Genomic DNA, 23,856 nt, shown 5'->3' with positions numbered 1-23,856 from the left:
ATTCGAGCTTCCCATGCGGAACGCCATTTTCAAATCCGTCACGACAAGGCTGCTGGCAACGGCGGCTGCATTTTGCGTTTCAGCAAACGCGTTTGCGCTTTCGGATGGACGCATGGCGCCTGTCGCCGAGGATATTCGCCCGCAGGAAACGCCCCTGATTCAGGCGTTTGAAGACGCAACCCAGACGCGCCCCGGACTTTCGCCGGAAGGTGACGCGCGCCAGCAAGACGCGGAGAATACGGCGCCAGCTGCCGACGACAAAACCGCTCCCAAGAGTGATGGGACGGATGCCAATCCGAGTGGAGCCGGATCGACATCTGCTGCCGATCAGCCCTCGGCAGAAATCATCCGCGATCTCTCCGCCCTGCCCGCGCCGGTGAAAGCCATGCGCGAAAGGCTGGTGGAAGCAGCCGCGTCCGGTGATATCGAACGGCTGCGCCCGCTGATCGAAGGCACGCCGAAACCGCCGCAGATCATGAATAATGAGAGCGACGATCCGATCGACACGCTCAAAAACTTTTCCGGCGATGCGGAAGGCCAGGAAATCCTCGCAATCATGCTCGATCTTCTGGCGACGGGAGCTGCAAGGGTCGATGCGGGAACGCCGGACGAAGCCTACGTCTGGCCCTATTTCATCGGCAAGCCGCTTTCCGAACTCACGGCGCCGGAACGGGTCGAGCTGCTGCGCATCGTCACCGCAGGCGACCTGATGGGTATGGAAGAGACCGGCAATTACAATTTCTATCGTCTGGGCATTTCGCCGGACGGACAATGGAAGTTCATGGCCGGCGGCGACTAAGGTCCTCGCTCTAGGCCTCGCATGCTCGCATCGTACGCTCTGAGAGCGGATAGACGCCTTAACGCAACACCATGAGCAGTTTCGGCCTGCCCCCGCGGATATTTGGACTTTCCGAACCCGTTCATTTTCGAATATGGAGGATGCGGCTCAAGTTTGGCTGCTTCCTTCTGGCGTTCTGTCGCCGAACCACATTCCAGAGATGCCGTAATGCTTTCCCGTTTCTTTGCCTATTACCGCCCCTACAAGGGATTGTTCATTCTCGATTTCAGCTGTGCGGTTCTTTCCGGCCTGCTGGAACTCGGTTTTCCCATGGCGGTCAAGCTGTTCGTCGACCGGTTGCTGGTGACACAGGAGTGGTTCTTGATCGTGATCGCATCGATCGCGCTTCTCATCTGCTATGCGATGAATACCGGCCTGATGGTGGTGGTTACCTATTGGGGCCACATGCTTGGCATCAATATCGAGACCGACATGCGCCGGGAAGCCTTCAACCACATGCAGAAGCTTTCCTTCCGCTATTACGACAACCACAAGACCGGGCATCTGGTCGGGCGGCTGACCAAGGATCTGGAAGAGATCGGCGAGGTTGCGCATCACGGGCCGGAAGACCTGTTCATCGCCATCATGACCTTCATCGGCGCATTGGCGCTGATGATCTCGGTCAACTGGAAGCTGGCGCTGATCACCGCGCTGGTGGTGCCGCTGACGGCCTGGGTGACCAGCCGCTACGGTGCGCGGATGAGCGCCAATTTCCGCCGGCTTTTCGACCGAGTGGGCGATTTCAACACCCGTATCGAGGAAAATGTCGGCGGCATGCGGGTGGTGCAGGCCTTTGCCAACGAGCCGCATGAACGGGCGCTGTTCGAGCGCGACAACCAGAATTATCGCCGCGTGAAGCTCGAAGCCTACAAGATCATGGCCGCCAGCACCTCGCTCAGCTACATGAGCATGCGCCTGACGCAGATGATCGTGATGATCTGCGGCGCCTGGTTCGTGCTGCAGGGCGAACTGACCGCCGGCGGCTTCATCGGCTTCCTGCTGCTCGTCACCGTGTTCTTCCGTCCGGTCGAGAAGATCAATTCGGTGATCGAGACCTATCCGAAGGGCATTGCCGGTTTTCGCCGTTTCACCGAGCTTGTCGATACCGAGCCGGATATCGCCGATGCGCCGGATGCGGTCGCGGTCGGTGCGCTCAAGGGCGCGATCGACTATAACGGCATTTCCTTCGGCTACAGCGCCGACAAGCCTATCCTGAAAAATGTCAGCCTGTCGATCCAGCCCGGCGAGACGATCGCCTTTGTCGGTCCTTCGGGTGCGGGCAAGACAACGATGTGCTCGCTTCTGCCGCGTTTCTACGATGTCACGAGCGGCTCGATCACGATCGACGGCATCGACATTCGCCAGATGACCAAGGCGTCGCTGCGCCAGCAGATCGGCATCGTGCAGCAGGACGTGTTCCTGTTCGGCGGCACGATGCGGGAAAACATCGCCTATGGCCGCCTCGGCGCCAGCGATACAGAAATCATGGATGCAGCGCGCCGAGCGCGTCTTGAAGATATGATCGCCGACCTGCCGGAGGGTCTGGACACCGTTGTCGGCGAACGTGGCGTCAAGCTTTCCGGCGGCCAGAAACAGCGCGTGGCGATCGCCCGCATGTTCCTCAAAAACCCGCCGATCCTGATCCTCGACGAGGCAACCTCGGCACTCGATACCGAGACGGAACGGGCGATCCAGCGGTCGCTGTCGGAGCTTGCCGTCGGGCGCACCACGCTGATCATCGCCCACAGGCTTGCCACCATACAGGGTGCTGACCGTATCGTCGTGATCGATGAAAGCGGCATTCTGGAACAGGGCACGCATCAGGAATTGATCGCGCGTCGCGGCGCCTATAACCGCCTGCATTCGGCCCAGCACGGCGGTTGACGGAAAAAGCCGTAACGATCGGCGTCATGTTCGCCACGGTTGAAGATGCGCAAGAAACTTGATAAAATAAGAATAGTTTTCTCGTGGTCATTTGCACGAGGGTGGAGCCGCGGGGTCGGAGCATGACGTTTCAGCCGAGAATGCGTAATCAGATCGAGGGTTTTTCGGTTCTGGGCGGATTGCGTCGGCGATACTGGAACGGAATTACCGCCGATCTGTGGGACGTGGAATGCGCCGCTTACGCCGGTGGCTATTACGTTGCGCGTGATCCGCGCCTGTTCATCCTTTTAGACCAGCGCGGCCAGGGCCGCCCGGCGCTGAAGCGCACTCCGCGGGAAACCGGGCTGATGCAGGATGCAAGCCTGAGCCCGATCTCCTACATCCCCGCCGAAATGGACCTGTGGATCGATATAAAGGACGTGCAATATGTCCGGCATCTCGACATCCATTTCGAAGCAGACACGATGAGCCGGCGGCTGGGCGACAATCTCGATCCGCGGCGGCTGAAGGATCCACAACTGGTGTTTGCCGATCAACGCGTCATGGCGCTTGCCGAACTGATCGCCGCCGAGATCGCCAATCCCGATCCGCTGCACGATCTTTACGGCGACGGGCTGGCGCTGGCGCTTCTGATCGACGTGCTGAAGCTCGCCAAGTCGGAGCCACGCAAGCGCGGTGCATTGGCGCCTTGGCAGTTGAAGCGGGCAAGCGAGTTCATCGAACAGCATTGCCTGCGCAATATAAGGCTGGAAGAACTGGCGGTGTTGACCGGCCTGTCACAGTCGCATTTCTCGCATTCCTTCAAGGCTTCGACCGGCATGGCGCCGCACGAATGGCAGATGAATGCGCGGCTTTCGCGCGCCAAGGACATGCTGAAATCCGGAGACCAGCCGCTGACGGAAATCGCTGCCGAGACGGGGTTTTCCGACCACGCGCATTTTTCCCGCGTGTTCCGCAAGCATATGGGGCTGGCGCCATCGCAGTGGAAAAAGTCACAGTCGGAATAAAACATCCGGGCAAACGCGCGAGGGGTGAGAACTTTGCCCAATATCGTTCAAGTCCCGCACATCAAAACAAGCGCCGACAAGAAATCTGAGTTAACCACTCACCTTATTATTTTACCGCAGGAAAAGCGGCGCGAGTGGGGCAAAAATGAAGAAAACCGTCAAGTCTTCCGCAATGAGAGCGGGTGTCGTAAAGGCCAGCCTTTGGGCGGGTGTGGCTGCCATCGGGCTTGCTGCCGCCTGGAGCGCACAGGCACAAGAGGCTGAGAGCCAGAACAGCACGACGCTTGCACCGATCGTGCTTCAGGGCGAAGGCGAACAGGGCGGCACCGGCCCGGTCAAGGGCTATGTCGCCAAGCAGACGACGACCGGTTCCAAGACGGATACGCCACTGAATGAGCTTCCGCAGGCTGTCTCAGTCGTCGGCCGCAGCGAGCTTGATGACCGCGCTGTCGTCAACAAGGTCGATGAGGCGCTTCGCTACACGCCAGGCGTCGTCGCACAGCCCTATGGTACAGACCCGGATACGGACTGGTTCTACGTGCGTGGCTTCGATGCCAGCCAGACGGGTCTCTACATGGACGGCCTTAACCTGTTCGGTTACGCCTTCGGCAATTTCCAGATCGACCCGTTCATGCTGGAGCGCGTCGAAGTGCTAAAGGGGCCTGCCTCGGTTCTCTACGGCGGCGCCAATGCCGGTGGCGTCATAAATCTGGTGCGCAAGCAGCCGACGGACACCCCCTATTATTACACCGAGATCGGCATCAACAGTAACGGCAATGCCTTCACCGGCTTCGACTTTTCCGACAAGCTGGGCGACAGCGGCATATACAGCTACCGCCTGACCGGCAAACTGGCCGGTGGTGAGGGCTATACGGACTATACCAACGACATCCGCGGCTTCATCATGCCGCAGCTGACCATTTCACCGGACGACGCTACCAAGCTCACCGTCTTTGCCTATGCTGCAGGTCTCAACCAGCGTCATACCGGCAACGGCTTCCTGCCTTACGAGGGCACGGTCGTCGACGGCCCGTTCGGTGGCAAGATCTCCCGTCGCTTCTTCCCCGGCGAGCCGGATATCGATAACGGCCATTACGACCAGCAGATGCTCGGCTACGAACTGGAACACGAGTTCGAAGGCGGCTGGAAGGCGACTTCGAATTTCCGTTACAGCCATCTCGATAAGTGGGAACATTTCGTCTACCCGTATCTCTATACGGCAACCGGCGATCTCAACCGCATCAATTTCTCGGGCGACACGAGCGTCAACAACGTGGCGTGGGACAATCGTATCGAGAACGACTTCGATATCGCCGGCGCAAACCACAAGATCATGGTCGGTGCCGACTACCGCTATTATAATATCAAGAACATCCAGAACTCGACCTTCGGCGCGAGCACGATCGACCCGACGGATCCTGTCTATGGCCTGCCGCAGACACCGGCCGGGCCTCTCTACAACCAGGATGCCACGATGCATCAGGTTGGCATCTATGCGCAGGACCAGATCCGCTTCGGCGGTGGCTGGCTGGTGACGCTGAACGGTCGCTTCGACTATATCGACAGCGATTTCAAGGATAAGCTGCCGGTTACAGCCTTCGACGCTGACGACAGTTACAAGGATACCGATCACGCCTGGAGCGGGCGGGCGGGCCTCGCCTACGAATTCGACAATGGCGTGACGCCTTATGTCAGCGCCGCAACCTTCTTCAATCCGCAGATCGGCATGGGTGCGTCCGGACCGCTCAAGCCGGAAGAAGGCCAGCAGTACGAAGCAGGCGTCAAGTACGACCCGACCTTCATGGATGCTTCGTTCACCGCCTCGGTCTTCCACATCAAGAAGCGCAACAACACGGTTTCCGTCGGTTTCGCTCCGTGGGTGGACCAGCTCGGCGAGGTGGAATCCAAGGGCGTGGAACTGGAAGGCAAGGTCAATATCGATGAGAACTGGAAGATCCTCGGCTCGCTTGCCTATACCGACATGGAAGTGACGAAGAACGATCCGAACCCGGCACTCATCGGCAAGTCGCCCTATATCGTTCCAGACTGGACGGCGTCGCTATGGGCCGACTACACGGTCACCACCGGCGCGCTTGAAGGCCTCAGTTTGGGCGCCGGCCTGCGTTATAAGGGTGAGTCCTGGGCCAACGACACCAACACTCTCAAGGTTCCTTCTTCCACCGTCGTCGACGCGGCGATCCGCTACAAGAAGGATGATTGGACCGCCTCGCTCAACGTCACCAACGTGTTCGACAAGGAATATGTCGAGGCTTGCGGCGGGATCGGCGCCTGCGGTTACGGCGATGCCCGCACGTTTACTGTCAAGCTCAGCAAGGTCTGGTAAACCCATTACCTGAAACGCTAAGTTGACAATTCCAGTGAAGTTAATCAGGAAGGCCCCGATGGGGCCTTTCTTTTTCTGTCTTCGCCAGGTTCTAACCCGCATAGAGGAATGATCGTGAACGCAGCCACATTTCCGTATCGGGAATTCATTCTCACCGGCACGGCCATTCCTGCCGATGCGGGCGAGATGCTGAGCGAGATCTGCGAGCATTTTATCGACCATGCCGAAGTATTTCGCGACGGCGATCATGTGACGCTGTCGAGCGAGATCGGCGAGGCCTATATTTCAAAGGTCAGCGAACAGCTCGATATCAGGCTTGCCTGCTCGACCGGGGACATGCTGTCGATGACGCGTGGCATCATTGCTGAACATCTCTTCATGTTTGCCGGCGATGATCCGCTGACGCTCGAATGGGCCGACCAGCCGAAGCCGGAAAAGCTTGCCAATCTGAGCGAAATCACCGTGGTCTCGGCCATCAACGTGACGCCAAGGATGCGACGGCTTACCGTCTCCTGCACGGATACGGCCCGTTTCGACACGACCGAAGGACTGCATGTGCGCCTCCTTATGCCGCCGAAAGGGCGTGAACCGATCTGGCCGGTGACGATGGCAGACGGGCGCATCGGCTGGCCGGAAGGCGCGGACGAGATCGCGGTGCGCTATTACACGATCCGTAGCGTCGACCTCGAGCGCCGCGAGATGGCGATCGATTTCGTCGTGCATGACGACTGTGGGCGGCGCATGCCGGGGGCCGAATTCGGCCTGACCGCACAGCCGGGCGACCGGGCAGCGCTGCTCGGCCCCGGTGCGGGCGGCATGCCGGAGGCGAAAGATCTGCTGCTTGCCGGCGACGAGACGGCCCTCCCCGCGATCGCGCGGATGATCGAACTCGCCACGCCTGACATGAAGGTCCATGCAATCCTCGAAGTGGCGAACAGGTTAGAGGAACAGGCGATTTCCTGCGCTGCCGGTGATTTTTCGATCGAATGGCTGCATCGTGATGGTGCGGAGCCGGGTACCGCCGGGTTGCTGGAACCGGCGCTTGCTGCAAGGCTTGAATCGCTCGGCCCGGAGACCTTCGTCTGGGCGGCCTGCGAAAAGACCGAGGCTCAGGCAATCCGCGCCCGATTAAAGCAAAACGGGCTCGACCGGACACGGATGACCTCGATCACCTATTGGCGTCGCGGTCACACCGACTGATGGTTTCGCATTCGGCTTGCTCCGCTCACCGCGAAGACTTATCTCCGTGGTGAGTAGAGGGATTCCCGTTCCATGACCAAAGCCTATCTTCCGACCCGCAGCCTGATCCGCATTTCCGGCAAAGATGCCCAGGATTTCCTGCATTCGCTGATCACCACCGATATCGAGGGACTGCCGGACAAGGAGGCGCGTCCCGGCGCTCTGCTGACGCCGCAGGGCAAGATCCTGTTCGATTTCATCATCTGGCGGGATGGTGAGGGGTTTATTGCCGAGACAGAGACTGTCCAGCGCGATGCGCTGATGAAGCGGCTGATGATGTACAAGCTGCGTGCGGCGGTCGATCTTGCCGCCCTGCCCGAAGATGGCGTGACCGTGTTCTGGGATGACGAGGCGGATCAGGGTGCGGTCGTGGATAGCGCATTCGCCAAGGCGGGGATCGCGCTTTCGCGAAAACCGGGCCAGCATGCCGATGATCGGATGGACGCTTATCAGGCGCTCAGGATAACGGCCGGCCTCGTGGTGTCCGGTGATGACTATGCGCTGCAGGATGCGTTCCCGCATGACATCCTGCTCGACAAGAATGGCGGACTTTCCTTCCGCAAGGGTTGTTATGTCGGCCAGGAAGTCGTCTCACGCATGCAGCATCGCGGCACGGCGCGCCGGCGCGTGGCGCATGTAACGGCTGAGGCAGCGCTTCCGGCAGCGGGCACCGAAATTACGGCGGGCGGCAAACCGGTCGGAACGCTCGGGTCGGTCTCAGACAGGAACGGGCTTGCCATCGTGCGGATCGACCGTGTGGGGGATGCGGTCGCCAATGGCGTGCCGCTTCTGGCTGGCGATGTGCCGGTGGTAATCGAACTGCCCTCATGGACCGGGCTTACCTTCCCTGCCGAGGCCGAAGGGGTCGAATCTTGAGTGCGACAACCGGTGCGACCTCTGGCGCGCGCGCCTGGCAGCGCATGCTTTCGGGTCGGCGGCTCGATCTGCTCGATCCCTCGCCGCTCGATGTCGAGATTGCCGATATCGCCCACGGGCTTGCCCGCGTTGCCCGCTGGAACGGCCAGACGCGCGGTGACCACGCGTTTTCCGTTGCCCAGCATTGCCTTGTGGTGGAAGAAATCTTTCGCCGCTGCAACGAGACCGCGTCTTTCGATGCACTGCAGATGACGCTTCTGCATGACGCACCTGAATATGTGATCGGCGACATGATCTCGCCGTTCAAATCGGTGGTCGGCGGTGGCTACAAGACGGTCGAGGCACGGCTGGAAGCGGCCGTGCATATCCGCTTCGGCCTGCCGCCGCATCCGACCAGGGAGTTGAAGGTGCTGATCAAGAAGGCCGATACGATCGCCGCCTATTTCGAGGCGACCGAGCTTGCCGGCTTTACCGCAGTAGAGGCGCGCAAATTCTTCGGCCAGCCGCGCGGCATTACCCGCGAGATGCTGCCGCTTCAGCCACTTTCGGCCGTCGAGGCGCAGGCCCTGTTCATCGCAAGGTTCGAGGCGATCGAGGCGGAACGGACGAAGGCGGTGACCAAGTGAGCACCATCGTCGTCTGCCCGCTTGCCAGCATTGCCGAAACGGCCGTTCGCCACGGCGCGAAGGAAATGGTGAGCCTGATCGCGGAAAAACAGGATTTTCACCGGCCGGGCGTGATCCGTGCCGAGCGGCACCTGAAGCTGGCGATGAACGATATCGGTTTTGCCGGCACCGGCGGGTTGATTGCGCCGAGCGAGGCGCATGTCGCCCAGCTGATCGAATTCGTCCACGGCTGGGACCAGTCGGCGCCGCTTGTCGTGCATTGCTGGATGGGCGTTTCCCGCTCTCCGGCAGCAGCTGTCATCGCCATTCTGGCGCTTCACCCGGAAGAAGACGATGCCGCACTGGCGCAGCGCCTGCGCAAGGTCGCACCCCATGCAACACCAAATACGCGGCTGATCGAAATCGGTGACCGAATGCTTCAGCGTGACGGCCGGCTGATTGCCGCGGTGAAAGCGATAGGGCGCGGTGCGGAGACAGACGGTCGCGCTTCATTTTCGATAGAGACACAGCAGAAAACCTCGCCAAATAGTTGAATAATATGATATCTTCTTGAAATTGAAGAAAACCTTCCGCGATTGCCTTGACCTCTTAGCCCTTTGCGCCAATTACGGGCGCTAAGGAAAAATGGAGTTATTTGCGGAATGGATCAGGCATCCGATTTTGTCGTCGCGACACGAACGGCGCTTGCCCAGCTGACGGCCCTGGCCGTTCAATATTCCTTCTCCGTCATCGGCGCGCTCATTCTGCTGGTGCTCGGCTGGCTGGTGGCGGGGCTGCTCAGCCGCTGGGTCTATAACGGTCTGTCGCGCATCAGCGGTATCGACGCGACGCTGTCGCAGTTCTTCTCCAATATCATACGTTATGCGGCGCTGATCCTCGTCGTCGTCATGGTGCTCGGCCAGTTCGGCGTGCAGACGGCATCGATCCTTGCTGCACTCGGCGCGATCGGCCTTGCCGTCGGTCTGGCGCTGCAGGGTACGCTGCAGAACATTGCCGCCGGCATCATGCTGCTGGTGCTGCGCCCCTTCCGTGTCGGCGAAACGATCGAGACGGGCGCCGTCACCGGTACCATCGTCGATGTCGGCCTGTTTGCGACCGAGTTGAAGACCGCCGAAGGCGTCTATCGGCTGGCGCCGAACTCCACTCTCTGGAACGTGCCGATCACCAATTACAGCCGGCTTGCCTCCCGCCGCCACGAGATCACCATTTCGATCGGCGCGGACGAGAATGTCGATGTGACCGAGAGCAAGCTCATCAAGCTCGCGGCAGCGGACAAGCGCGTGCTGAAATCCCCCGCACCGACTGCGTTCATTTCCGATTTCGACGCGGGCAGCGCCAAGATCACCCTGCGATACTGGATCGGCAGCAAGCAGTGGTGGGAAGTCAGCCGCGACATGACCAAGGCCGTCAAGCTCGCTTTCGGCAAGGAGCCGGAAACCGAAGCGCCTCAATCCTCCGAGGAGGTCACGGTCTAACAGGGATCCCTATCCATCGTGTCGCCTGGCAGAGTACCGGCACGAGCGGACCTCCGCTGCCCCTTTCAGGGCGCGGGCGAGCCGGAGCCGGGCGCAGACGATGGCAAGGATGTATCGGGTCCGGTTACGAGGACCGGACCCGATACCTTTTGGATCGATCCGATCCTGACGCAGCGGCGCGATGCCGGTGATTTCCGCAACATACCGGTTTCCGACTATTCCTGGGCGTCGTCATGGCCTGTGGAAGGCCAACTCTGCCCCTTTTTTCGCGCGGTCCTTCCTCTACATTGACTTCGCCTGACGCTGCGACACTCTTGCCCGATACAGGGCTCGCACCGGCATAGGGGGAGTAAACGTGTTCCTGATCGATATCCTGCTGGTCATCCTTGTGTTCTTTCTGGTGTCGCAGAACCGGAAAGTGTCTGCCCGTGTGGACGGGGTGGAAAAGGAACTCGCTGCACTCAAGCAGATGATCGCCGAGGGTGGCTTCGACCCGGCAGTTGCGCCGCGACCGCTGCGCGAAGAGGCTGCCGACGCGGTTCTGGAGGAGATGCGGGCTGAAGAGCCGGACGCTGCGCAGGCCGCCCATGCGGATCAGGACGCCCCGGAGCCGATCGCCGCCGAGACCCAGGCCGAAGAGGCGATATCGGAGCCAACTCGCCCGGTGCGGGAAAAGCCGTCACGGGAAAATCTCGAAAGCTATCTTGGTGCCCGCTGGCCTGTCTGGGTCGGCGGCGTGGCGCTGGCATTCGGCGGCATCTTTCTCGTGCGTTATTCGATCGAGGCCGGCCTGCTTGGCCCCGCGGCACGGCTGACGCTGGCATCGATGTTCGGCCTGCTGCTAATGGCCGGTGGCGAGATCGTGCGGCGGAAGGCACTGCCGAAGATTTCCGAAATCTATGCCAATGCGATGATCCCCGGCGCGCTGACGGCAGCCGGTGCGGTGACGCTGCTGGGAACAGTGTTTGCGGCCTATGCCTTTTACGAGTTCATCGGCTCCGGTACGGCCTTCGTGCTGCTGGCGCTGGTCTCGTTTGCGGTGATTGCGCTGTCGCTGCTGCACGGTCAGGCGCTTGCGGGTCTCGGCCTGCTCGGTTCGCTCGTCACGCCGCTTCTGGTAACGACGGACGCGCCGAACGCCAATGCGCTGTTCCTCTTCCTCGGCATCACCTGGCTTGCGGTCGATGCCGCCTCGCGCATTCGCCGCTGGACTGTCGTGCCGATGCTCGCCAATATCGGCACCGGGCTTTGGGTGCTGGTCTATGCCGCAATCGGCACGGGTTTCGATCCGCTGCCGCCCACGCTTACCATGCTGGTGATGATTGCCGGCACGATCTTCCTCTGGCCAGGCCAGCAGTATTCCGCAGCCGCCGGCACCGGCTGGGCTTCGCTGCTGAAACGGCCGCCGCTGAAGATCACCCTGTCGCTATCGATCATGATCGTGCTTTGTGCGCTCGCCACCGTTGCCAGCGGCACCAGCACGGGGATCGACCCGCAATTCGCATTCCTGGCAGTCATCGTGACGCTTGCGGCACTGGGTGCGGCTCGCGCCTATGCATTCTGGCCGGCCATTATGTCGGCCGCAGGTGCGGTTCTCGGCACGCTTATCACCGCCCTTTCATTGCTCGATTATATCGCACCGGAAGGTCTGGACGGCACGCCGATCCCGCTTCCGCTTTCCGGTAACGAGATTGCGGTCAGCCTGCTGCTCGGCGCCATCTTTACGCTTTTGGGTGTCGCCGCCCTGAGGCGCTTCCGCAACGAGAAAAGGGAATATTCGATCGTCTGGGCCTTGCTGATGGGAGCGATGCCGGTGACGCTCGGCTTCATCTCCTTCCTCAACTTCGGCAATTTCTTCCGCGACTGGACGCACGGGCTTTATGGGGTGGTGATCGGTGCGGCGCTCATCGCCGCCGCCGAATGGCTGTTTCGAAGGAGCGAGGACGACGGAAACGACTGGCCGGCCAATCTTGCGGTTGCCGGTTCCTTCGCGGGCCTGACGCTGGCGCTGCATGCGCTGACCAACGGCATTGTCACCACCGTTCTCGTATCGCTTCTCGGCTTTGCCTATCTCATTGCCATGCGGGTCCGCACCTGGCCGGCACTGCCCTGGATGATGGCGGCGGCAATCGTGATCGTCTTCGGACGCGTCGCCTGGGAGCCGACGCTGATCGGCGCCAACAGCCTCGGCACGACACCGTTCTTCAACGCGCTTCTCATCGGCTACGGCATCCCTACCCTGCTTGCGATCATCTCCGCCTGGCTGCTGCGCGACTCTCCGGATTTCCGCGTGCGCAACATCATGCAGGCGCTCGCGTCGCTCTCGGCGCTGATCACGATTGCGGTTCTCGTGCATCACGCGATGAATGGCGGAAAGCTTTCCGGCGATGCGCCGACGCTTGGCGAACAGTCGATCTATACGCTGATCACCATCGGCTTCTCGGGCATATTGATGACGCTCGACCTGAAATCGCCCTCGCCGGTCTTCCGCTTCGGCTCGATGATCGCCGGCGTAGTGGCGACGGCGAATGTGCTTTCGCTGCATGTGTTTGCGCTCAACCCGTTCTTCTCGGGCGAGGACACCGGGCCGTGGCCCTTCGTCAACCTGCTGCTGCTCGGTTATCTCCTACCGGCTCTGGCTTACGCGTTCGTAGCCTATCTCGCCCGCGGGCGGCGGCCGGCGCCTTATGTGGCAATGCTCGCGGTTTCGGGTGCGGTGCTCGGTTTCCTCTGGGCGACGCTTTCGGTGCGGCGCTTCTGGCAGGGAACCAATATCGCCGACTGGAAGGGGTTCATTCCCGGTGAGACCTATACCTATTCGGTCGTCTGGCTGATCATCGGCGTCGGGCTGCTGGCGCTCGGCTCGAAGCTTGACGCCAAGAGCATAAGGCTTGCCTCTGCCGGACTGGTGCTGATCGCGGTGTTGAAAGTGTTCCTGATCGACATGTCGAACCTCGAAGGCATCTTGAGGGCGCTCTCCTTCATCGGACTTGGTGCGGTACTGATCGGGATCGGGCTTTTCTACCAGCGGATATTGGTGAAGAAGAGTGTCGAACCCGATTCCAAGGAAAGCACTGCATGACACTCACCCTCGCCGCCGCGTTTGCCCCTTACGAAGAACTGGCGCGGCAGCTCATTCCGCACGCGACCGACAGCGACGACGGAAGCCACGACATCGCGCATATCCTGCGGGTGTTCAGGAATGCGATGCGGATCCATGCGAAGGAAGGCGGCAATGGCGAGGTTCTGACTGCTGCCGTGCTGTTGCATGATTGCGTGGCGGTGGAAAAGAACTCGCCGCTGAGAGCGCAGGCCTCGCGGCTGGCGGCAGACAAGGCCAGCGGCATCTTGACCGGCATGGGCTGGGAGAAGACGGCGTTCGAGGCGGTCGCGCATGCGATCACGACGCACAGCTTTTCCGCCAATATTCCGCCCGAAACGCTGGAGGCAAAAATCCTGCAGGATGCGGACCGGCTGGATGCAATCGGCATGGTGGGCGCGGCGCGTTGCTTCTACATTGCCGGACGGATGGGATCAGGCCTTTATGACCCCGCAGATCCGCTTGCCAAAGAGCGTGCGCTGGACGACAAGAGTTTTGCCATCGACCATTTCGAGGTCAAGCTGTTCAAGCTCGCCGACGGGTTTCAGACCGAGGCCGGGCGGGCGCTGGCCGGTGAGCGGCACGAGCGGCTGAAACAGATAAGGGATATGTTCCTGGACGAAATTCAGGGCTGAGATCCGGAAACAGTATTTGAGGACGATATGATGAAGGTCGCGGAGCTGAATTTCTACCCATTGAAGAGCGCCCGCGGCATCTCGCTTAATGAAGCGGTGATCACCGCCGCCGGTATTCCCGGTGACCGGCAGATGATGGTGGTCGATCCGTCCGGACAGTTCATCACCCAGCGGGAATTGCAGGAACTGGCGCAGGTGATGGTCGAGCCACGCGATGTCGGCTACCGTTTTGCGGTCGATGGCAAGGGCGAAATCCTGCTTGCGGTTCCGCCCGCCGACCGGCGCATGGACGTCGTCGTCTGGAAATCTCCCGTCAGCGCCGCAGTCGCGGATGACGGGGCCAATGCGATCCTTTCCACCTGGCTCGGCCGCGAGGTGAAGCTCGTATTTTTCGACAAGAAGGCCGAGCGCATCGCAAGCGCCGAATGGGCGGGGCCGGATACGCCGGTCACCTTTGCCGACGGTTATCAGGTGCTGGTGACCACGACGGGTTCGCTTGCCGCGCTCAACGCCGACATGGCGAAAAACGGTGAAGGCGCGGTGGGCATGGACCGGTTCCGGCCGAATATCGTGCTCGACCATGACGAGGCCTGGGCCGAAGACAACTGGGAAGGCATCGAGATTTCCGGCGTCCGGTTCGATTTCGTCAAACCCTGCGCCCGCTGCATCATGACCACGCAGGACCAGCAGACCGGTTCGCGCGAGGGGCCGAGCCCGATCCCGGCGATGGGCCGTATCCGCATGTCGGGCGACCGGCGCGTACCCGGCCCGCTATTCGGCTGGAATGCCGTGCCGCGCGGCGAAGGCACGATCAGGCGCGGTGACGCAGCAACGATTACCGGCACACGCGATGCCTGGGCGATCAAGCGGCGCGCCTGACGCCGCATAGGGCGAAATTCCACGACAAGAGCGTACCGCGGACGGCAATAGGCGTCTTGACGCATGGCAGCCATGCGCAATGATATGTTGCCGGCATGGCGTGCTGACGGCCAAAAACGGCTGCATTCTCAAACATCAAGATTCGGGCCTTGCGTTGTCATCGTGCTTCCTGGGCGCTTTCTGACCGGAAAACGCTCAAGAGCATTTATTTCATGACACCACGCACCCAAGGCCTGTTTTTCGCACTGACCGCGGTTTCGATCTTCGCGGTTCAGGACGGTATTTCCAAACATCTCGGCCAGGCCTATCCGCCGGTCTTCGTGGCGATGATCCGCTACTGGTTCTTCGCCGCCTTCGTGCTGGCGCTCGCGACCCGCAACCAGGGTGGCATCAAGCAAACAGCCAAGAGCAGCAGGCTGGTTCTGCAGATCATCCGAGGTGCGCTTCTGGTCTTCCAGATCGTCGTGTCGATCTATTCCTTCGCCAATGTCGGTCTTGCCCAGACGCACACGATCTTTGCGGCCGCACCGCTGGTGGTCGCCTGCCTTTCGGTGCCGTTGCTCGGCGAGACCGTCGGATGGCGGCGCTGGGCTGCCATCGGCGTCGGCTTCATCGGCATTCTTTTGATCATCGATCCGCTGCATGCAAGCTTCAGCGCCAGCATCATCGTGCCTATCACCTGTACCCTGATGTTTGCGCTCTATTCGGTTCTGACGCGTATGGTCAGCAGGACCGATACGTCGCAAACCAGCTTCTTCTATACCGGCATTGCGGGAGCCGTGGCGATCACGTTGATCGGGCCGTTCTATTGGACGACGATCACACCCGACTACTGGTTCTGGATGCTAGCGCTCTGTGTTACCGGCATGACCGGACACTATCTGCTGATCCGCGCCTTCGACGTGCTGGATGCCGTCGTGGTACAGCCGATCTTTTACTGGCAGACCGTGCTCGTCTGCCTGATCGGCACGTTCATTTTCGGCGAGGTGATGAGCTGGAACATGATCGGCGGCTGCGTGATCGTCATCGGCGCCGGCCTGTTCACGATCCTGCGCGAAGCACAGCTCGGCAAGCGCCGTCCGCCCGTCCAGCCACCGGGGTCGCTGTAAAAAGGGTCAACCGGTCGAGCGGCGGTTTCAGTTGAACAGGCTGAGGATGTTTTGCGGCTGCGAGTTGGCGATCTGCAGGCTTTGCAGCGCGAGCTGCTTCTGCGTCTGAAACGCCTGCAGACGCATTGAAGCTTCTTCCATGTCTGTGTCGACAAGACGGCTCACACCGCTCTCGACCTCGTCCATCATTTTTTGTGAGAACGCCGCCTGCATCTCGATGCGTTGCTGAACCGACCCCAGCAGGGCGCCGCTATCGATCGACTGGCTGAGCATGTATTCGACGCCTTCCAGATATTCGTCGATGGTGAAATCGTCGGTTGTGACGTCGATTTCGGAAAGATCGAAGCGCAGCGTAAAGGGCGGATCCGGCCGGAACGAGCTGATGTAGAAATCCACCGCCTTGTTGCCGTAACCCGGATAGATCGCCTGATCCGCCCGGAATGTCAGGCGGTTGCCGGAAACGGATACGGCAAGGCCTTCGAAGCCTGGAACGATATAGTCGACAATTGCCTTGAGATCGGCACCACTGGTGATCCGGCCGTCGGTTGTTCCAAGTGCTGTGTCAACGGCGGTCCGATCGATCACGAAAGTCTGGAGCGGCGCGTTATCGATACTCAGGTCAAATGAGATCGTCGCGTCCAGCATCACCTTGAAGCTCCAGAGAAGATTCATCGAAGAGCTGGTGATCATGTTGTCATGGTCGATCCGGGGCATCGAATCGAGACCAAGCGTGCGCTCTGCCACCGTTGGCCCGAATGTGCTGGTTATGCCGCTGATATAGATGCTGGATCCAACATTCGGAGACGTTTCCAGCGTGCGGATCTCGTAATTGTATGCATCCGTGGGCGAAGTCGCCTGCGTGCCGTAGACGTCTGCGTAAGCGTTGGCGCCGACATTGGTGAAAGCCTGCTGAATGACCGTGCGCAATTGAAAGACATTGTCTATCTCGCCGTCATTCGTTCCAAGTGCCGCATCGATAACGCCCTTGTCGATCGTGATATGGAAAGGCATGCCGGCAGATTCCGGGCTGTTGTCGATGAGCAGATCGAACTGCACGGAATCGCTGCCGCTGAAGGTGATCGGTCCGTCGAAATAATGGTCTTCATGCCCTTCGTGATAGAAGCTGCTGGTGGTCATTCCACCGAGCGGCATGTAATAATCGAGATCGTCCTTCTGCAGGATGCCGCCGCCGAAATCGTTCAGCATGCTGGTTTTTCTCAGATCAACCTTGCTTGTGTTGATCGTCGTCGCGCCATCCGCATTGCGGGTGAACGAATCCACGACGACATCGTCCAGCTCGTTGATATTGTTGATGTGATCGCCGCTGTAGGTCTGCAGATAATTAATGCCGCTGAAGCTGGAGGACCTGACGATGCTGTCGGCCTGCTTGCTCAGCTGCGAGATCTGGTTCTGAATCTGAGCCTTGTCGACACTGTCTTCCCTGGCGGTGACGAGTGTCGCCTTCACATCGGTCAGCACATCGATTATCGCGCCGGTGCCAGCATAAGCGGTATCCACCTTCGCTGCACCGACACCAAGCGCATCGCTTGCCGCAGAAATCGATTTGTTGTCCGATCGCATGGTGGTCGAAATCGACCAATAGGCGACGTTGTCGGAAGCCACCTTCACCCGGAGACCGGAGGAAACCTGTTCCTGGGTGTCATTCAATCCGGAAGAGACTGCCCGCAGCGTCTGAAGCGCCGACATGGCAGAAATGTTCGCTAAAATACTTGTCATGACGTACCGGATAAATCGATTGAATTATGGCGTCGTCATGAGCCGGATCGCAGAAATCGCGATACTTGAACTTTGTCAGTTATGGTTAACAAAAAATTGCCAATTGGCAAGCCTCAAGCCTTCGTACGTAACCGTACAAACCGACTCGGCGCGTGTCCGAGCGTTCAATTCGAGCCTGGCGCCATCAATTGCGCTGATGGATGACGTTCGCAAAACTCGTTTCACCAACGCGTGATGACAGTATATGAACATCTTCCCATTATGGAGGACACCCATGTCTCAAGCTGCGCCCGTTTCCGCTCGAGCGACGATGCCCTGGCTTATCATCTGCGCTGGCGCGCTCGTTGCGCTTCTGACATTCGGGCCACGTTCGGCCATGGGTTTCTTCCAGCTGCCGATGCTTGCCGATACAGGCTGGGACCGCACGACCTTCGGGCTTGCCATGGCGATCCAGAATCTTGCCTGGGGTCTGGGCCAGCCCGTCTTCGGGGCGATCGCGGACAAATGGGGCACTGCCCGTGTCCTGACCTTCTCGGGTCTGCTTTACGCGGCGGGTCTGGCGCTGATGTCGACAGCGCATTCTGAGAGCATTCTCTACCTCTCAGGCGGGGTAATGGTCGGGCTTGCGGTAGGTGCCGGCTCGTTCGGCACGATCCTCTCGGCTTTCGCCCGCAACGTGACGCCCGAACAGCGCTCGTTCGCCTTCGGTATCGGAACTGCTGCGGGGTCGGCAGGCATGTTTCTCTTTGCACCGCTGAGCCAGGCCCTCATCTCCACTTACGGATGGTCGGACAGTCTTGTCATCATGGCGGTGATGATGCTGGCAATCCCGCTGCTCGCCATTCCGCTGCGCGGCAATTCAAGCTCGGGGACACAGTCGCAAGCCGCGTTCAAGCAGACTGCCGGCGAAGCGCTGAGGGAGGCGTTCGGCCACAAGGGATATCTGCTCCTGACCAGCGGCTTTTTCGTCTGCGGCTTTCAGGTGGCCTTCATCACGGCACACTTCCCGGCTTACTTGCGCGATATCGGCATCGATGCCCGTTATGCGGTGATCGCCATGGCGCTGATCGGCTTCTTCAACGTCATCGGCTCGCTGTCGGCAGGCGTAATCGGCCAGCGATATTCAAAGCCCTATTTCCTCGCCTACATCTATCTTGCGCGCTCGGTGGCGGTGACAGCCTTCCTGCTTCTGCCGCAGACGCCGCTTTCGGTGATCATCTTCGCCATCGTCATGGGGCTGTTGTGGCTTTCCACCGTGCCGCCGACGAACGGGCTTGTCGCGATCATGTTCGGCACACGGCATCTCGGCCTGCTGGGCGGGATCGTGTTCCTGTCGCATCAGGTCGGCTCGTTTCTCGGCGTCTGGATGGGAGGCACTCTTTATGACCAGCTCGGCTCCTACGATACCGTCTGGTGGTTCGGCGTGGCGCTCGGCATCTTTGCCGCAATCGTTCACTGGCCGATCCAGGAAAAGTCTGTAGACCGGCCGGCAGCAATCCAGCCGGCGGAATAAGGGTTCAGCCGGCCTGACGATCCACAGGGCGCGCAGAGAGCGCCTTCAAGGCTGCCTGAACGAACCCTTCACGGGCGTCGTTCGCGGTGATACCGCGCGGCTCGTAGACATGACGGTGAAGGAAGAACTGGGTCAGCCGGAACGCTGCCAGCATGCTGTCGCGGTCGGCTGCAGGTTTTGGCCCCTCCCCGAGAAATGCCGGCAGGGCCAGCATACGGTCGGCATAGGGTGCACCGGCCTCGCCGCATACCGCCCGGCCGCTTTTTGGCGAGACATATTTGAGGTTCTGCCGCACACCAGTCGCCGCGCATTCGGTAAGATCGAGGCCGTAACCGAGGTCGTTCAGCACTGCCAGTTCAAACCGGACGAAAAGCTCGCCCGCATCGGCGGGGTCATCCATCGTGTCGAGAATGATATCTAGCGCATCGAAAAGATGCGGGTGCGGATCGCGCTCAGGCAAAAGGCGTAGCAGCGCCCCCATGGCTTGCACGCCGTAAACGGCGGTGGCCGTTTCCATCAGCTTTGCGGCCCTAAGCCTCACAGGTTCGAGCTTCAGTTCACCCAGATGCTCATCGAGCCTTGCGCGCCAGACCGCCTCGACCCGGTTCCCCGGCTGCAGGACCGGCTGCATGGAGCGAGAGCGACCAGAGCGGACAAGGCCCAGATGGCGACCGCGCTCACGCGTCATCAACTCGGCGATGACGCTGGTCTCGCCATGCCGCTTGACGCCAATAATGATCGCCTCGTCCTGCCACTGCATCGATACTTGAAGACCTTTCCGAACCGATTCAATTCTACCGCATAAGTCGTTCAGATTGAATCTGTTTCGCGATGTGCAACAGATCTCGAAAAACTGCGATCGGGTGTCATCTCCAGTGGAACAAATTGACTGTCAGCGGAATTCTCTCGCCAAACAAGAACCGGTTCAGGGAGTTCCCATGAGACATATCGTTTTCGCTGCCACCTTGGCATCTGCGGCCCTTGCCGGTTTCCTGCCGGCACAGCCGGCTGCGGCGCAATCACCGCAGCTGGAGCAGGCGTGCGTGGCGGTGGCAAAGAATTTCCTGCTGGTACCATCGCTCAAGACCGGGATCGTGCAGTCCTTCCCCGAACTCGATCCGCCCGGCGCGCGCCTGACCTATTCCACCCGCGAGGATGCCAAGCCGACAGACTATAACAATGAGATCGAGTGCCAGTTCGACAAGGCGACACCGCCCTTCGGGCTGGTGCGCTTCTGCATCTCCAAAACCTGCTATGGCCCGGGCGAGCAGGAACCCGACAACCGCCGCCGCTTCGAGGAAGTCAAGGCGCTGATGGCGCGGCAAAAATAACGGCAAGCGCCGGCGGCACACCATCGCTTGCCGCCGGATCTTCTTTTTGGGGTCCATTAATTCTCGGCCCGTCGGCCAAGCGCTCCCAGCGCCGAAGTCAAATAGCGTTCAGCCAAGGCATGGCGGCGGCGCTTGGCAAGCTTCAGCGCCTCCATGCAATGCGAAGCCAGCCGATCCGCGTCGTTAGATTTCACACCGTTTTCCTCGGCGGTCACCAAACCGGTATAGATCGACGGCATGCCTTCGCCGTTGCGCAGGCAGCGCCCCTGCCCCGTCACGACAATGCTCTTGCCGCTCGGATGACTGATCTTGTAGGTCTGATGACACGGCTTGCCGGAGACGATGGTCTCGTGCAGCGCCTTGGCCACCCGGGGCATGTCGTCTTCCGCGACATGCTTGATGACCTGCTCGATCGGAGCTCCGATCTCTAGCTCGTGAGGCGGAATACCGTAGATATGGGCGAAAACACTGTCGGCGAAGACTTTGTTTTCGCTCAAATCCCAGCTGAAGAACCCGACAGCGTCCTTCAAATCCACGCCTTTGTCTCGTCCCATATATTTGCTGGTGGCCATGCGGTTCGCAATCCTTGTGGCGCTTTTTTCCATCCCTATCAGCCAACAGCCTGAATCAGACCAGTGACAAATCAGATCAAAGTTCCACAGTTGCGTCGTGTCAAGTTCACCGCGTATAGTTGTGCGTATATATAGGATATATCACGTTTGACTGTGGACTATTTCCATGCAGATCGGGCGGACCTGAAGGAAATCAAGAGCACGGGAAACGAGAAAAATCGTTGATCGATCAACCTTTTGGGAATTCCAGGCCCATTTCGCGGAAGCGTTCCGGGTCATCGCCCCAGTTCTCACGAACCTTGACGAACAGGAAGAGATGCACCGGCTGCTCGAGAATTTCGGACAGTTCCTTGCGTGATGCCGTCGATATTGCCTTGATAGCCTCGCCATTCTTGCCGAGCGCGATCTTCTTCTGGCTCTCGCGCTCCACATAGATGACCTGCTCGATGCGAACCGAGCCATCCTTGCGCTCTTCCCACTTTTCCGTCTCGACGTGAGAGGCATAGGGCAGTTCCTGATGGAGGCGCAGGAACAGCTTTTCGCGGGTGATCTCGGCTGCGAGCTGGCGCATGGGCAGATCGGAGATCTGGTCTTCAGGATAATACCATGGGCCTTCCGGCAGGGTCGTTGCGAAGTAATTCATCAGATCGTCACAACCGGAACCGGTCGTCGCAGAGATCATGAAGGTGCGCTCGAAGTCGGCCTTTTCATTGGCTGCGGCGGCAAGCGCCAGCAGATCCTCGCGCTTGACCTGATCGATCTTGTTCAAAAGCAGGATCTTTGGCTGACGAACGTCCTTCAGGCCTTCGAGGATCGTTTCGGCATCGCCGCGAATGCCACGCTCGCTGTCGATCAGAAGCGCGATCAGGTCGGCATCCTTGGCGCCGCCCCAGGCGGTCGTGACCATGGCGCGGTCGAGCCTGCGGCGCGGCTTGAAGATACCGGGCGTATCCATGAAAACGATCTGGGCATTGTCGTGAATGGCGATACCGCGCACGATGGCGCGGGTCGTCTGCACCTTGTGGCTGACGATCGAGACCTTGGCGCCGACGAGCCGGTTGACCAGCGTCGACTTGCCGGCATTGGTGGCGCCGATCAGCGCGACGAAGCCGGAATGGGTCGGGCCGCCGGCAGCTTCATTTTCTTCGCCGGCAATGTTGTGGTCTTCAGTCATATCGATCCAATCAATCCTGGCTCTTCGGCCAGATGCCCTCGCGCTCGAGGAGCTTCGTTGCGGCAACCTGCTCGGCTGCCCGTTTCGACCGGTCGGTGCCGGTTTCGGGCGCAACGCCCTTTATTTCTACCGTTACCGTGAAGCGCGGATCATGATCCGGTCCCGAACGGTCGTCCACCCTGTAGGACGGGGTGGTATTAAATTTCGCATGCGCCCATTCCTGCAGCTCTGTCTTGGCATCGCGCCGCGCAGCATCGGGCTTGCTGGCACGATCCTGCCAGTAACGCAGGATAAAAGCACGGGCAACTTCCAGACCACCATCAAGATAGAGCGCAGCGATGAGGCTTTCCACCACATCGGCGCGAACATTGAGCATACGCTTGCCGGTCAGCTTCTTGACGTCGGCGCCGGTACGGATGAAGCGGTGCAGTTCCAGCTCATCGGCGACGGTGGCACAGCTTTCGGCGCTGACCAGCTGGTTGAGGCGCACCGACAACTCTCCCTCTTCCGCCGAGCGGAAGGTGGTGAAGAGGAGTTCGGCGACGCACAGGCCAAGCACGCGGTCGCCGAGAAACTCAAGCCGTTCGTAATTGGCATTCTTGGCGGTGCCGGTGCTGGCATGGGTCAGCGCCCGGTCAAGCCATTGCTTGTCGGCGAAGACATGACCGATTACCGTTTCCAGCTGGCCTCGCTCTTCCGCCGACAATGGTTTCATCTTCATCAGTTGACGCCCTTGAACAGACGATCCCAACGCATGTTGGACGGCCACTTCCAGATTTCGCGGAACGAGGTGTCGTTGCCGAGCGAGAAGAAGATCACGCTGGCGCGACCGACCAGGTTTTCAGCCGGAACGAAACCGACGTCGAAACGGCTGTCGAGCGAGTTGTCGCGGTTATCGCCCATGAAGAAATAATGGCCTTCGGGAACGATGAACTCAGGCGTGTTGTCGCCACGGGAGTTTTGGTACATATCGAGCGTATCGTAGGTCTTGCCCGTATCGAGCGTTTCGCGGAAGATCGGCACATTGGTGCCCGGATCCTGCCGGTAATCCGAGGTGAAGCTACCGTCGGCCTGCTTCGGCACCGGCTGGCCGTTGATATAGAGAATGCCTTCGCGCATCTGAACCCTGTCGCCCGGCAAGCCGATCAGACGCTTGATGTAGTCGATATCCGGCTGCTGCGGCAGGCGGAAGACGATGACGTCACCACGCTTGGGCTCGCTGAATTCGAGGATACGGCCATCGAACAGGTCCGGCGAGAAGGGCAGCGAATATTTCGAATAGCCATAAGCGAACTTGTTGACGAAGATGTAGTCGCCGACGAGCAGAGTCGGCATCATCGAGCCGGACGGGATGGTGAAGGGCTGGAACAGAACCGTACGGATGACCATGGCAAGCAGCAGGGCCTGAATGATGACCTTGATGTTTTCCCAGATGGCATTCGGTTGCTTCGTCTCGGCTTTATCGGACACGTCAAAATTCTTTCTATCTCGGGGCGAGTGGCTGAACTGTCTAAACG

Annotated in this window: 22 protein-coding genes; 16 read left to right on the top strand and 6 right to left on the bottom strand. The window is 60.0% G+C overall.

Annotated features, from left to right (window positions below; translation table 11 throughout):
- Positions 1-13 precede the first annotated feature (13 nt).
- The 13 genes from MRBLMR1_RS23620 (at position 14) to MRBLMR1_RS23560 (ending at position 16,012) form a co-directional block, all read left to right on the top strand.
- Positions 14-799: a hypothetical protein gene (locus tag MRBLMR1_RS23620; protein ID WP_500066586.1), complete on the top strand. Its 786-nt coding sequence runs from the start codon at positions 14-16 to the stop codon at positions 797-799.
- 207 nt (positions 800-1,006) lie between these two features.
- Positions 1,007-2,722 (top strand): ABC transporter ATP-binding protein, encoded by a 1,716-nt coding sequence (locus tag MRBLMR1_RS23615; RefSeq protein WP_500066584.1) that lies wholly within the window; start codon positions 1,007-1,009, stop codon positions 2,720-2,722.
- A gap of 122 nt (positions 2,723-2,844) precedes the next feature.
- A complete protein-coding gene (locus MRBLMR1_RS23610; RefSeq protein ID WP_500066582.1) occupies positions 2,845-3,729 on the top strand; it encodes a helix-turn-helix domain-containing protein in 885 nt (294 codons plus the stop codon).
- A gap of 145 nt (positions 3,730-3,874) precedes the next feature.
- Positions 3,875-6,073, top strand: coding sequence for a TonB-dependent siderophore receptor (locus MRBLMR1_RS23605; RefSeq protein ID WP_500066580.1), 2,199 nt, complete (start codon positions 3,875-3,877; stop codon positions 6,071-6,073).
- 114 nt (positions 6,074-6,187) lie between these two features.
- Positions 6,188-7,273, top strand: a complete 1,086-nt coding sequence (locus MRBLMR1_RS23600; protein WP_500066578.1) for a DUF2218 domain-containing protein — start codon at positions 6,188-6,190, stop codon at positions 7,271-7,273.
- A 72-nt stretch (positions 7,274-7,345) separates the two neighbouring features.
- Positions 7,346-8,188 carry a CAF17-like 4Fe-4S cluster assembly/insertion protein YgfZ gene (gene ygfZ, locus MRBLMR1_RS23595; protein ID WP_500066576.1) on the top strand — a complete coding sequence of 281 codons (843 nt, stop codon included), beginning with the start codon at positions 7,346-7,348 and terminating at the stop codon, positions 8,186-8,188.
- 44 nt (positions 8,189-8,232) lie between these two features.
- Positions 8,233-8,814 carry an HD domain-containing protein gene (locus MRBLMR1_RS23590; protein ID WP_500066913.1) on the top strand — a complete coding sequence of 194 codons (582 nt, stop codon included), beginning with the start codon at positions 8,233-8,235 and terminating at the stop codon, positions 8,812-8,814.
- Complete coding sequence (locus MRBLMR1_RS23585; RefSeq protein WP_206826463.1) at positions 8,811-9,347, top strand: tyrosine phosphatase family protein; 537 nt, start codon at positions 8,811-8,813, stop codon at positions 9,345-9,347. Before MRBLMR1_RS23590 ends, MRBLMR1_RS23585 begins: the two co-directional genes overlap by 4 nt.
- Positions 9,348-9,455: 108 nt before the next feature.
- A complete protein-coding gene (locus MRBLMR1_RS23580) occupies positions 9,456-10,289 on the top strand; it encodes a mechanosensitive ion channel family protein (protein ID WP_500066573.1) in 834 nt (277 codons plus the stop codon).
- A 361-nt stretch (positions 10,290-10,650) separates the two neighbouring features.
- Positions 10,651-13,371, top strand: a complete 2,721-nt coding sequence (locus MRBLMR1_RS23575; protein ID WP_500066912.1) for a DUF2339 domain-containing protein — start codon at positions 10,651-10,653, stop codon at positions 13,369-13,371.
- Positions 13,368-14,024: an HD domain-containing protein gene (locus MRBLMR1_RS23570; protein ID WP_500066571.1), complete on the top strand. Its 657-nt coding sequence runs from the start codon at positions 13,368-13,370 to the stop codon at positions 14,022-14,024. The genes MRBLMR1_RS23575 and MRBLMR1_RS23570 overlap by 4 nt, the downstream gene beginning before the upstream one ends.
- A gap of 30 nt (positions 14,025-14,054) precedes the next feature.
- Entirely contained in the window at positions 14,055-14,903 is an 849-nt protein-coding gene (locus tag MRBLMR1_RS23565; protein ID WP_500066911.1) for an MOSC domain-containing protein, read from the top strand.
- Between the two features lie 212 nt (positions 14,904-15,115).
- Positions 15,116-16,012: a DMT family transporter gene (locus MRBLMR1_RS23560; protein ID WP_500066569.1), complete on the top strand. Its 897-nt coding sequence runs from the start codon at positions 15,116-15,118 to the stop codon at positions 16,010-16,012.
- A 27-nt stretch (positions 16,013-16,039) separates the two neighbouring features.
- On the opposite strand, the gene MRBLMR1_RS23555 is transcribed toward MRBLMR1_RS23560, so the two are convergent.
- On the bottom strand, positions 16,040-17,719 hold the full coding sequence (locus tag MRBLMR1_RS23555) for a flagellin N-terminal helical domain-containing protein (RefSeq protein WP_500066567.1): 1,680 nt from the start codon (positions 17,717-17,719) through the stop codon (positions 16,040-16,042).
- On the opposite strand from MRBLMR1_RS23555, the gene MRBLMR1_RS23550 reads away from it, so the two are divergent.
- Together MRBLMR1_RS23550 and MRBLMR1_RS23545 are read left to right on the top strand one after the other, a co-directional pair.
- Positions 17,718-17,984 (top strand): hypothetical protein, encoded by a 267-nt coding sequence (locus MRBLMR1_RS23550; RefSeq protein WP_500066565.1) that lies wholly within the window; start codon positions 17,718-17,720, stop codon positions 17,982-17,984. The genes MRBLMR1_RS23555 and MRBLMR1_RS23550 overlap by 2 nt on opposite strands.
- A 39-nt stretch (positions 17,985-18,023) precedes the next feature.
- Positions 18,024-19,262, top strand: a complete 1,239-nt coding sequence (locus MRBLMR1_RS23545) for an MFS transporter (RefSeq protein ID WP_404945242.1) — start codon at positions 18,024-18,026, stop codon at positions 19,260-19,262.
- A gap of 4 nt (positions 19,263-19,266) precedes the next feature.
- Here the strand turns inward: MRBLMR1_RS23545 and recO are convergent, their stop codons facing one another.
- Positions 19,267-20,022 carry a DNA repair protein RecO gene (gene recO / locus MRBLMR1_RS23540; protein ID WP_148145460.1) on the bottom strand — a complete coding sequence of 252 codons (756 nt, stop codon included), beginning with the start codon at positions 20,020-20,022 and terminating at the stop codon, positions 19,267-19,269.
- Between the two features lie 178 nt (positions 20,023-20,200).
- Between recO and MRBLMR1_RS23535 the strand changes: the two genes are divergently transcribed.
- Positions 20,201-20,593, top strand: coding sequence for a hypothetical protein (locus MRBLMR1_RS23535; protein ID WP_183827461.1), 393 nt, complete (start codon positions 20,201-20,203; stop codon positions 20,591-20,593).
- 56 nt (positions 20,594-20,649) lie between these two features.
- On the opposite strand, the gene MRBLMR1_RS23530 is transcribed toward MRBLMR1_RS23535, so the two are convergent.
- The 4 genes from MRBLMR1_RS23530 to lepB form a co-directional block, all read right to left on the bottom strand.
- Positions 20,650-21,165, bottom strand: coding sequence for a PAS domain-containing protein (locus MRBLMR1_RS23530; protein WP_183685014.1), 516 nt, complete (start codon positions 21,163-21,165; stop codon positions 20,650-20,652).
- Positions 21,166-21,394: 229 nt separating this feature from the next.
- Positions 21,395-22,339: a GTPase Era gene (gene era, locus MRBLMR1_RS23525; protein WP_148145463.1), complete on the bottom strand. Its 945-nt coding sequence runs from the start codon at positions 22,337-22,339 to the stop codon at positions 21,395-21,397.
- A 10-nt stretch (positions 22,340-22,349) separates the two neighbouring features.
- The gene (gene rnc, locus MRBLMR1_RS23520) at positions 22,350-23,060 is read right to left on the bottom strand and encodes a ribonuclease III (RefSeq protein ID WP_183685013.1); all 711 of its coding nucleotides are present in this window, start codon (positions 23,058-23,060) and stop codon (positions 22,350-22,352) included.
- Positions 23,060-23,809: a signal peptidase I gene (lepB, locus tag MRBLMR1_RS23515; RefSeq protein WP_500066561.1), complete on the bottom strand. Its 750-nt coding sequence runs from the start codon at positions 23,807-23,809 to the stop codon at positions 23,060-23,062. The genes rnc and lepB overlap by 1 nt, the downstream gene beginning before the upstream one ends.
- Between the last annotated feature and the right edge of the window lie 47 nt (positions 23,810-23,856).

This window comes from Neorhizobium sp. LMR1-1-1.1, from assembly GCF_040675795.1.
Taxonomy (GTDB): Bacteria; Pseudomonadota; Alphaproteobacteria; order Rhizobiales; family Rhizobiaceae; genus Neorhizobium; species Neorhizobium cellulosilyticum.
This window is presented reverse-complemented; position numbering and strand designations above follow the sequence as displayed.

Bases quoted from the DNA above. Each gene is read 5' to 3' on its own strand.
- rnc (WP_183685013.1), bottom strand. From the start codon at position 23,060: ATGAAGATGAAACCATTGTCGGCGGAAGAGCGAGGCCAGCTGGAAACG.
- MRBLMR1_RS23565 (WP_500066911.1), top strand. From the start codon at position 14,055: ATGAAGGTCGCGGAGCTGAATTTCTACCCATTGAAGAGCGCCCGCGGC.
- MRBLMR1_RS23605 (WP_500066580.1), top strand. From the start codon at position 3,875: ATGAAGAAAACCGTCAAGTCTTCCGCAATGAGAGCGGGTGTCGTAAAG.
- MRBLMR1_RS23555 (WP_500066567.1), bottom strand. From the start codon at position 17,719: ATGTCGGCGCTTCAGACGCTGCGGGCAGTCTCTTCCGGATTGAATGAC.
- MRBLMR1_RS23620 (WP_500066586.1), top strand. From the start codon at position 14: ATGCGGAACGCCATTTTCAAATCCGTCACGACAAGGCTGCTGGCAACG.
- MRBLMR1_RS23560 (WP_500066569.1), top strand. From the start codon at position 15,116: ATGACACCACGCACCCAAGGCCTGTTTTTCGCACTGACCGCGGTTTCG.
- MRBLMR1_RS23550 (WP_500066565.1), top strand. From the start codon at position 17,718: ATGGCAGAAATGTTCGCTAAAATACTTGTCATGACGTACCGGATAAAT.
- MRBLMR1_RS23530 (WP_183685014.1), bottom strand. From the start codon at position 21,165: ATGGCCACCAGCAAATATATGGGACGAGACAAAGGCGTGGATTTGAAG.
- ygfZ (WP_500066576.1), top strand. From the start codon at position 7,346: ATGACCAAAGCCTATCTTCCGACCCGCAGCCTGATCCGCATTTCCGGC.
- MRBLMR1_RS23615 (WP_500066584.1), top strand. From the start codon at position 1,007: ATGCTTTCCCGTTTCTTTGCCTATTACCGCCCCTACAAGGGATTGTTC.
- MRBLMR1_RS23570 (WP_500066571.1), top strand. From the start codon at position 13,368: ATGACACTCACCCTCGCCGCCGCGTTTGCCCCTTACGAAGAACTGGCG.
- MRBLMR1_RS23545 (WP_404945242.1), top strand. From the start codon at position 18,024: ATGTCTCAAGCTGCGCCCGTTTCCGCTCGAGCGACGATGCCCTGGCTT.
- era (WP_148145463.1), bottom strand. From the start codon at position 22,339: ATGACTGAAGACCACAACATTGCCGGCGAAGAAAATGAAGCTGCCGGC.
- MRBLMR1_RS23590 (WP_500066913.1), top strand. From the start codon at position 8,233: ATGCTTTCGGGTCGGCGGCTCGATCTGCTCGATCCCTCGCCGCTCGAT.
- MRBLMR1_RS23610 (WP_500066582.1), top strand. From the start codon at position 2,845: ATGACGTTTCAGCCGAGAATGCGTAATCAGATCGAGGGTTTTTCGGTT.
- recO (WP_148145460.1), bottom strand. From the start codon at position 20,022: ATGCAGTGGCAGGACGAGGCGATCATTATTGGCGTCAAGCGGCATGGC.
- MRBLMR1_RS23535 (WP_183827461.1), top strand. From the start codon at position 20,201: ATGAGACATATCGTTTTCGCTGCCACCTTGGCATCTGCGGCCCTTGCC.
- MRBLMR1_RS23580 (WP_500066573.1), top strand. From the start codon at position 9,456: ATGGATCAGGCATCCGATTTTGTCGTCGCGACACGAACGGCGCTTGCC.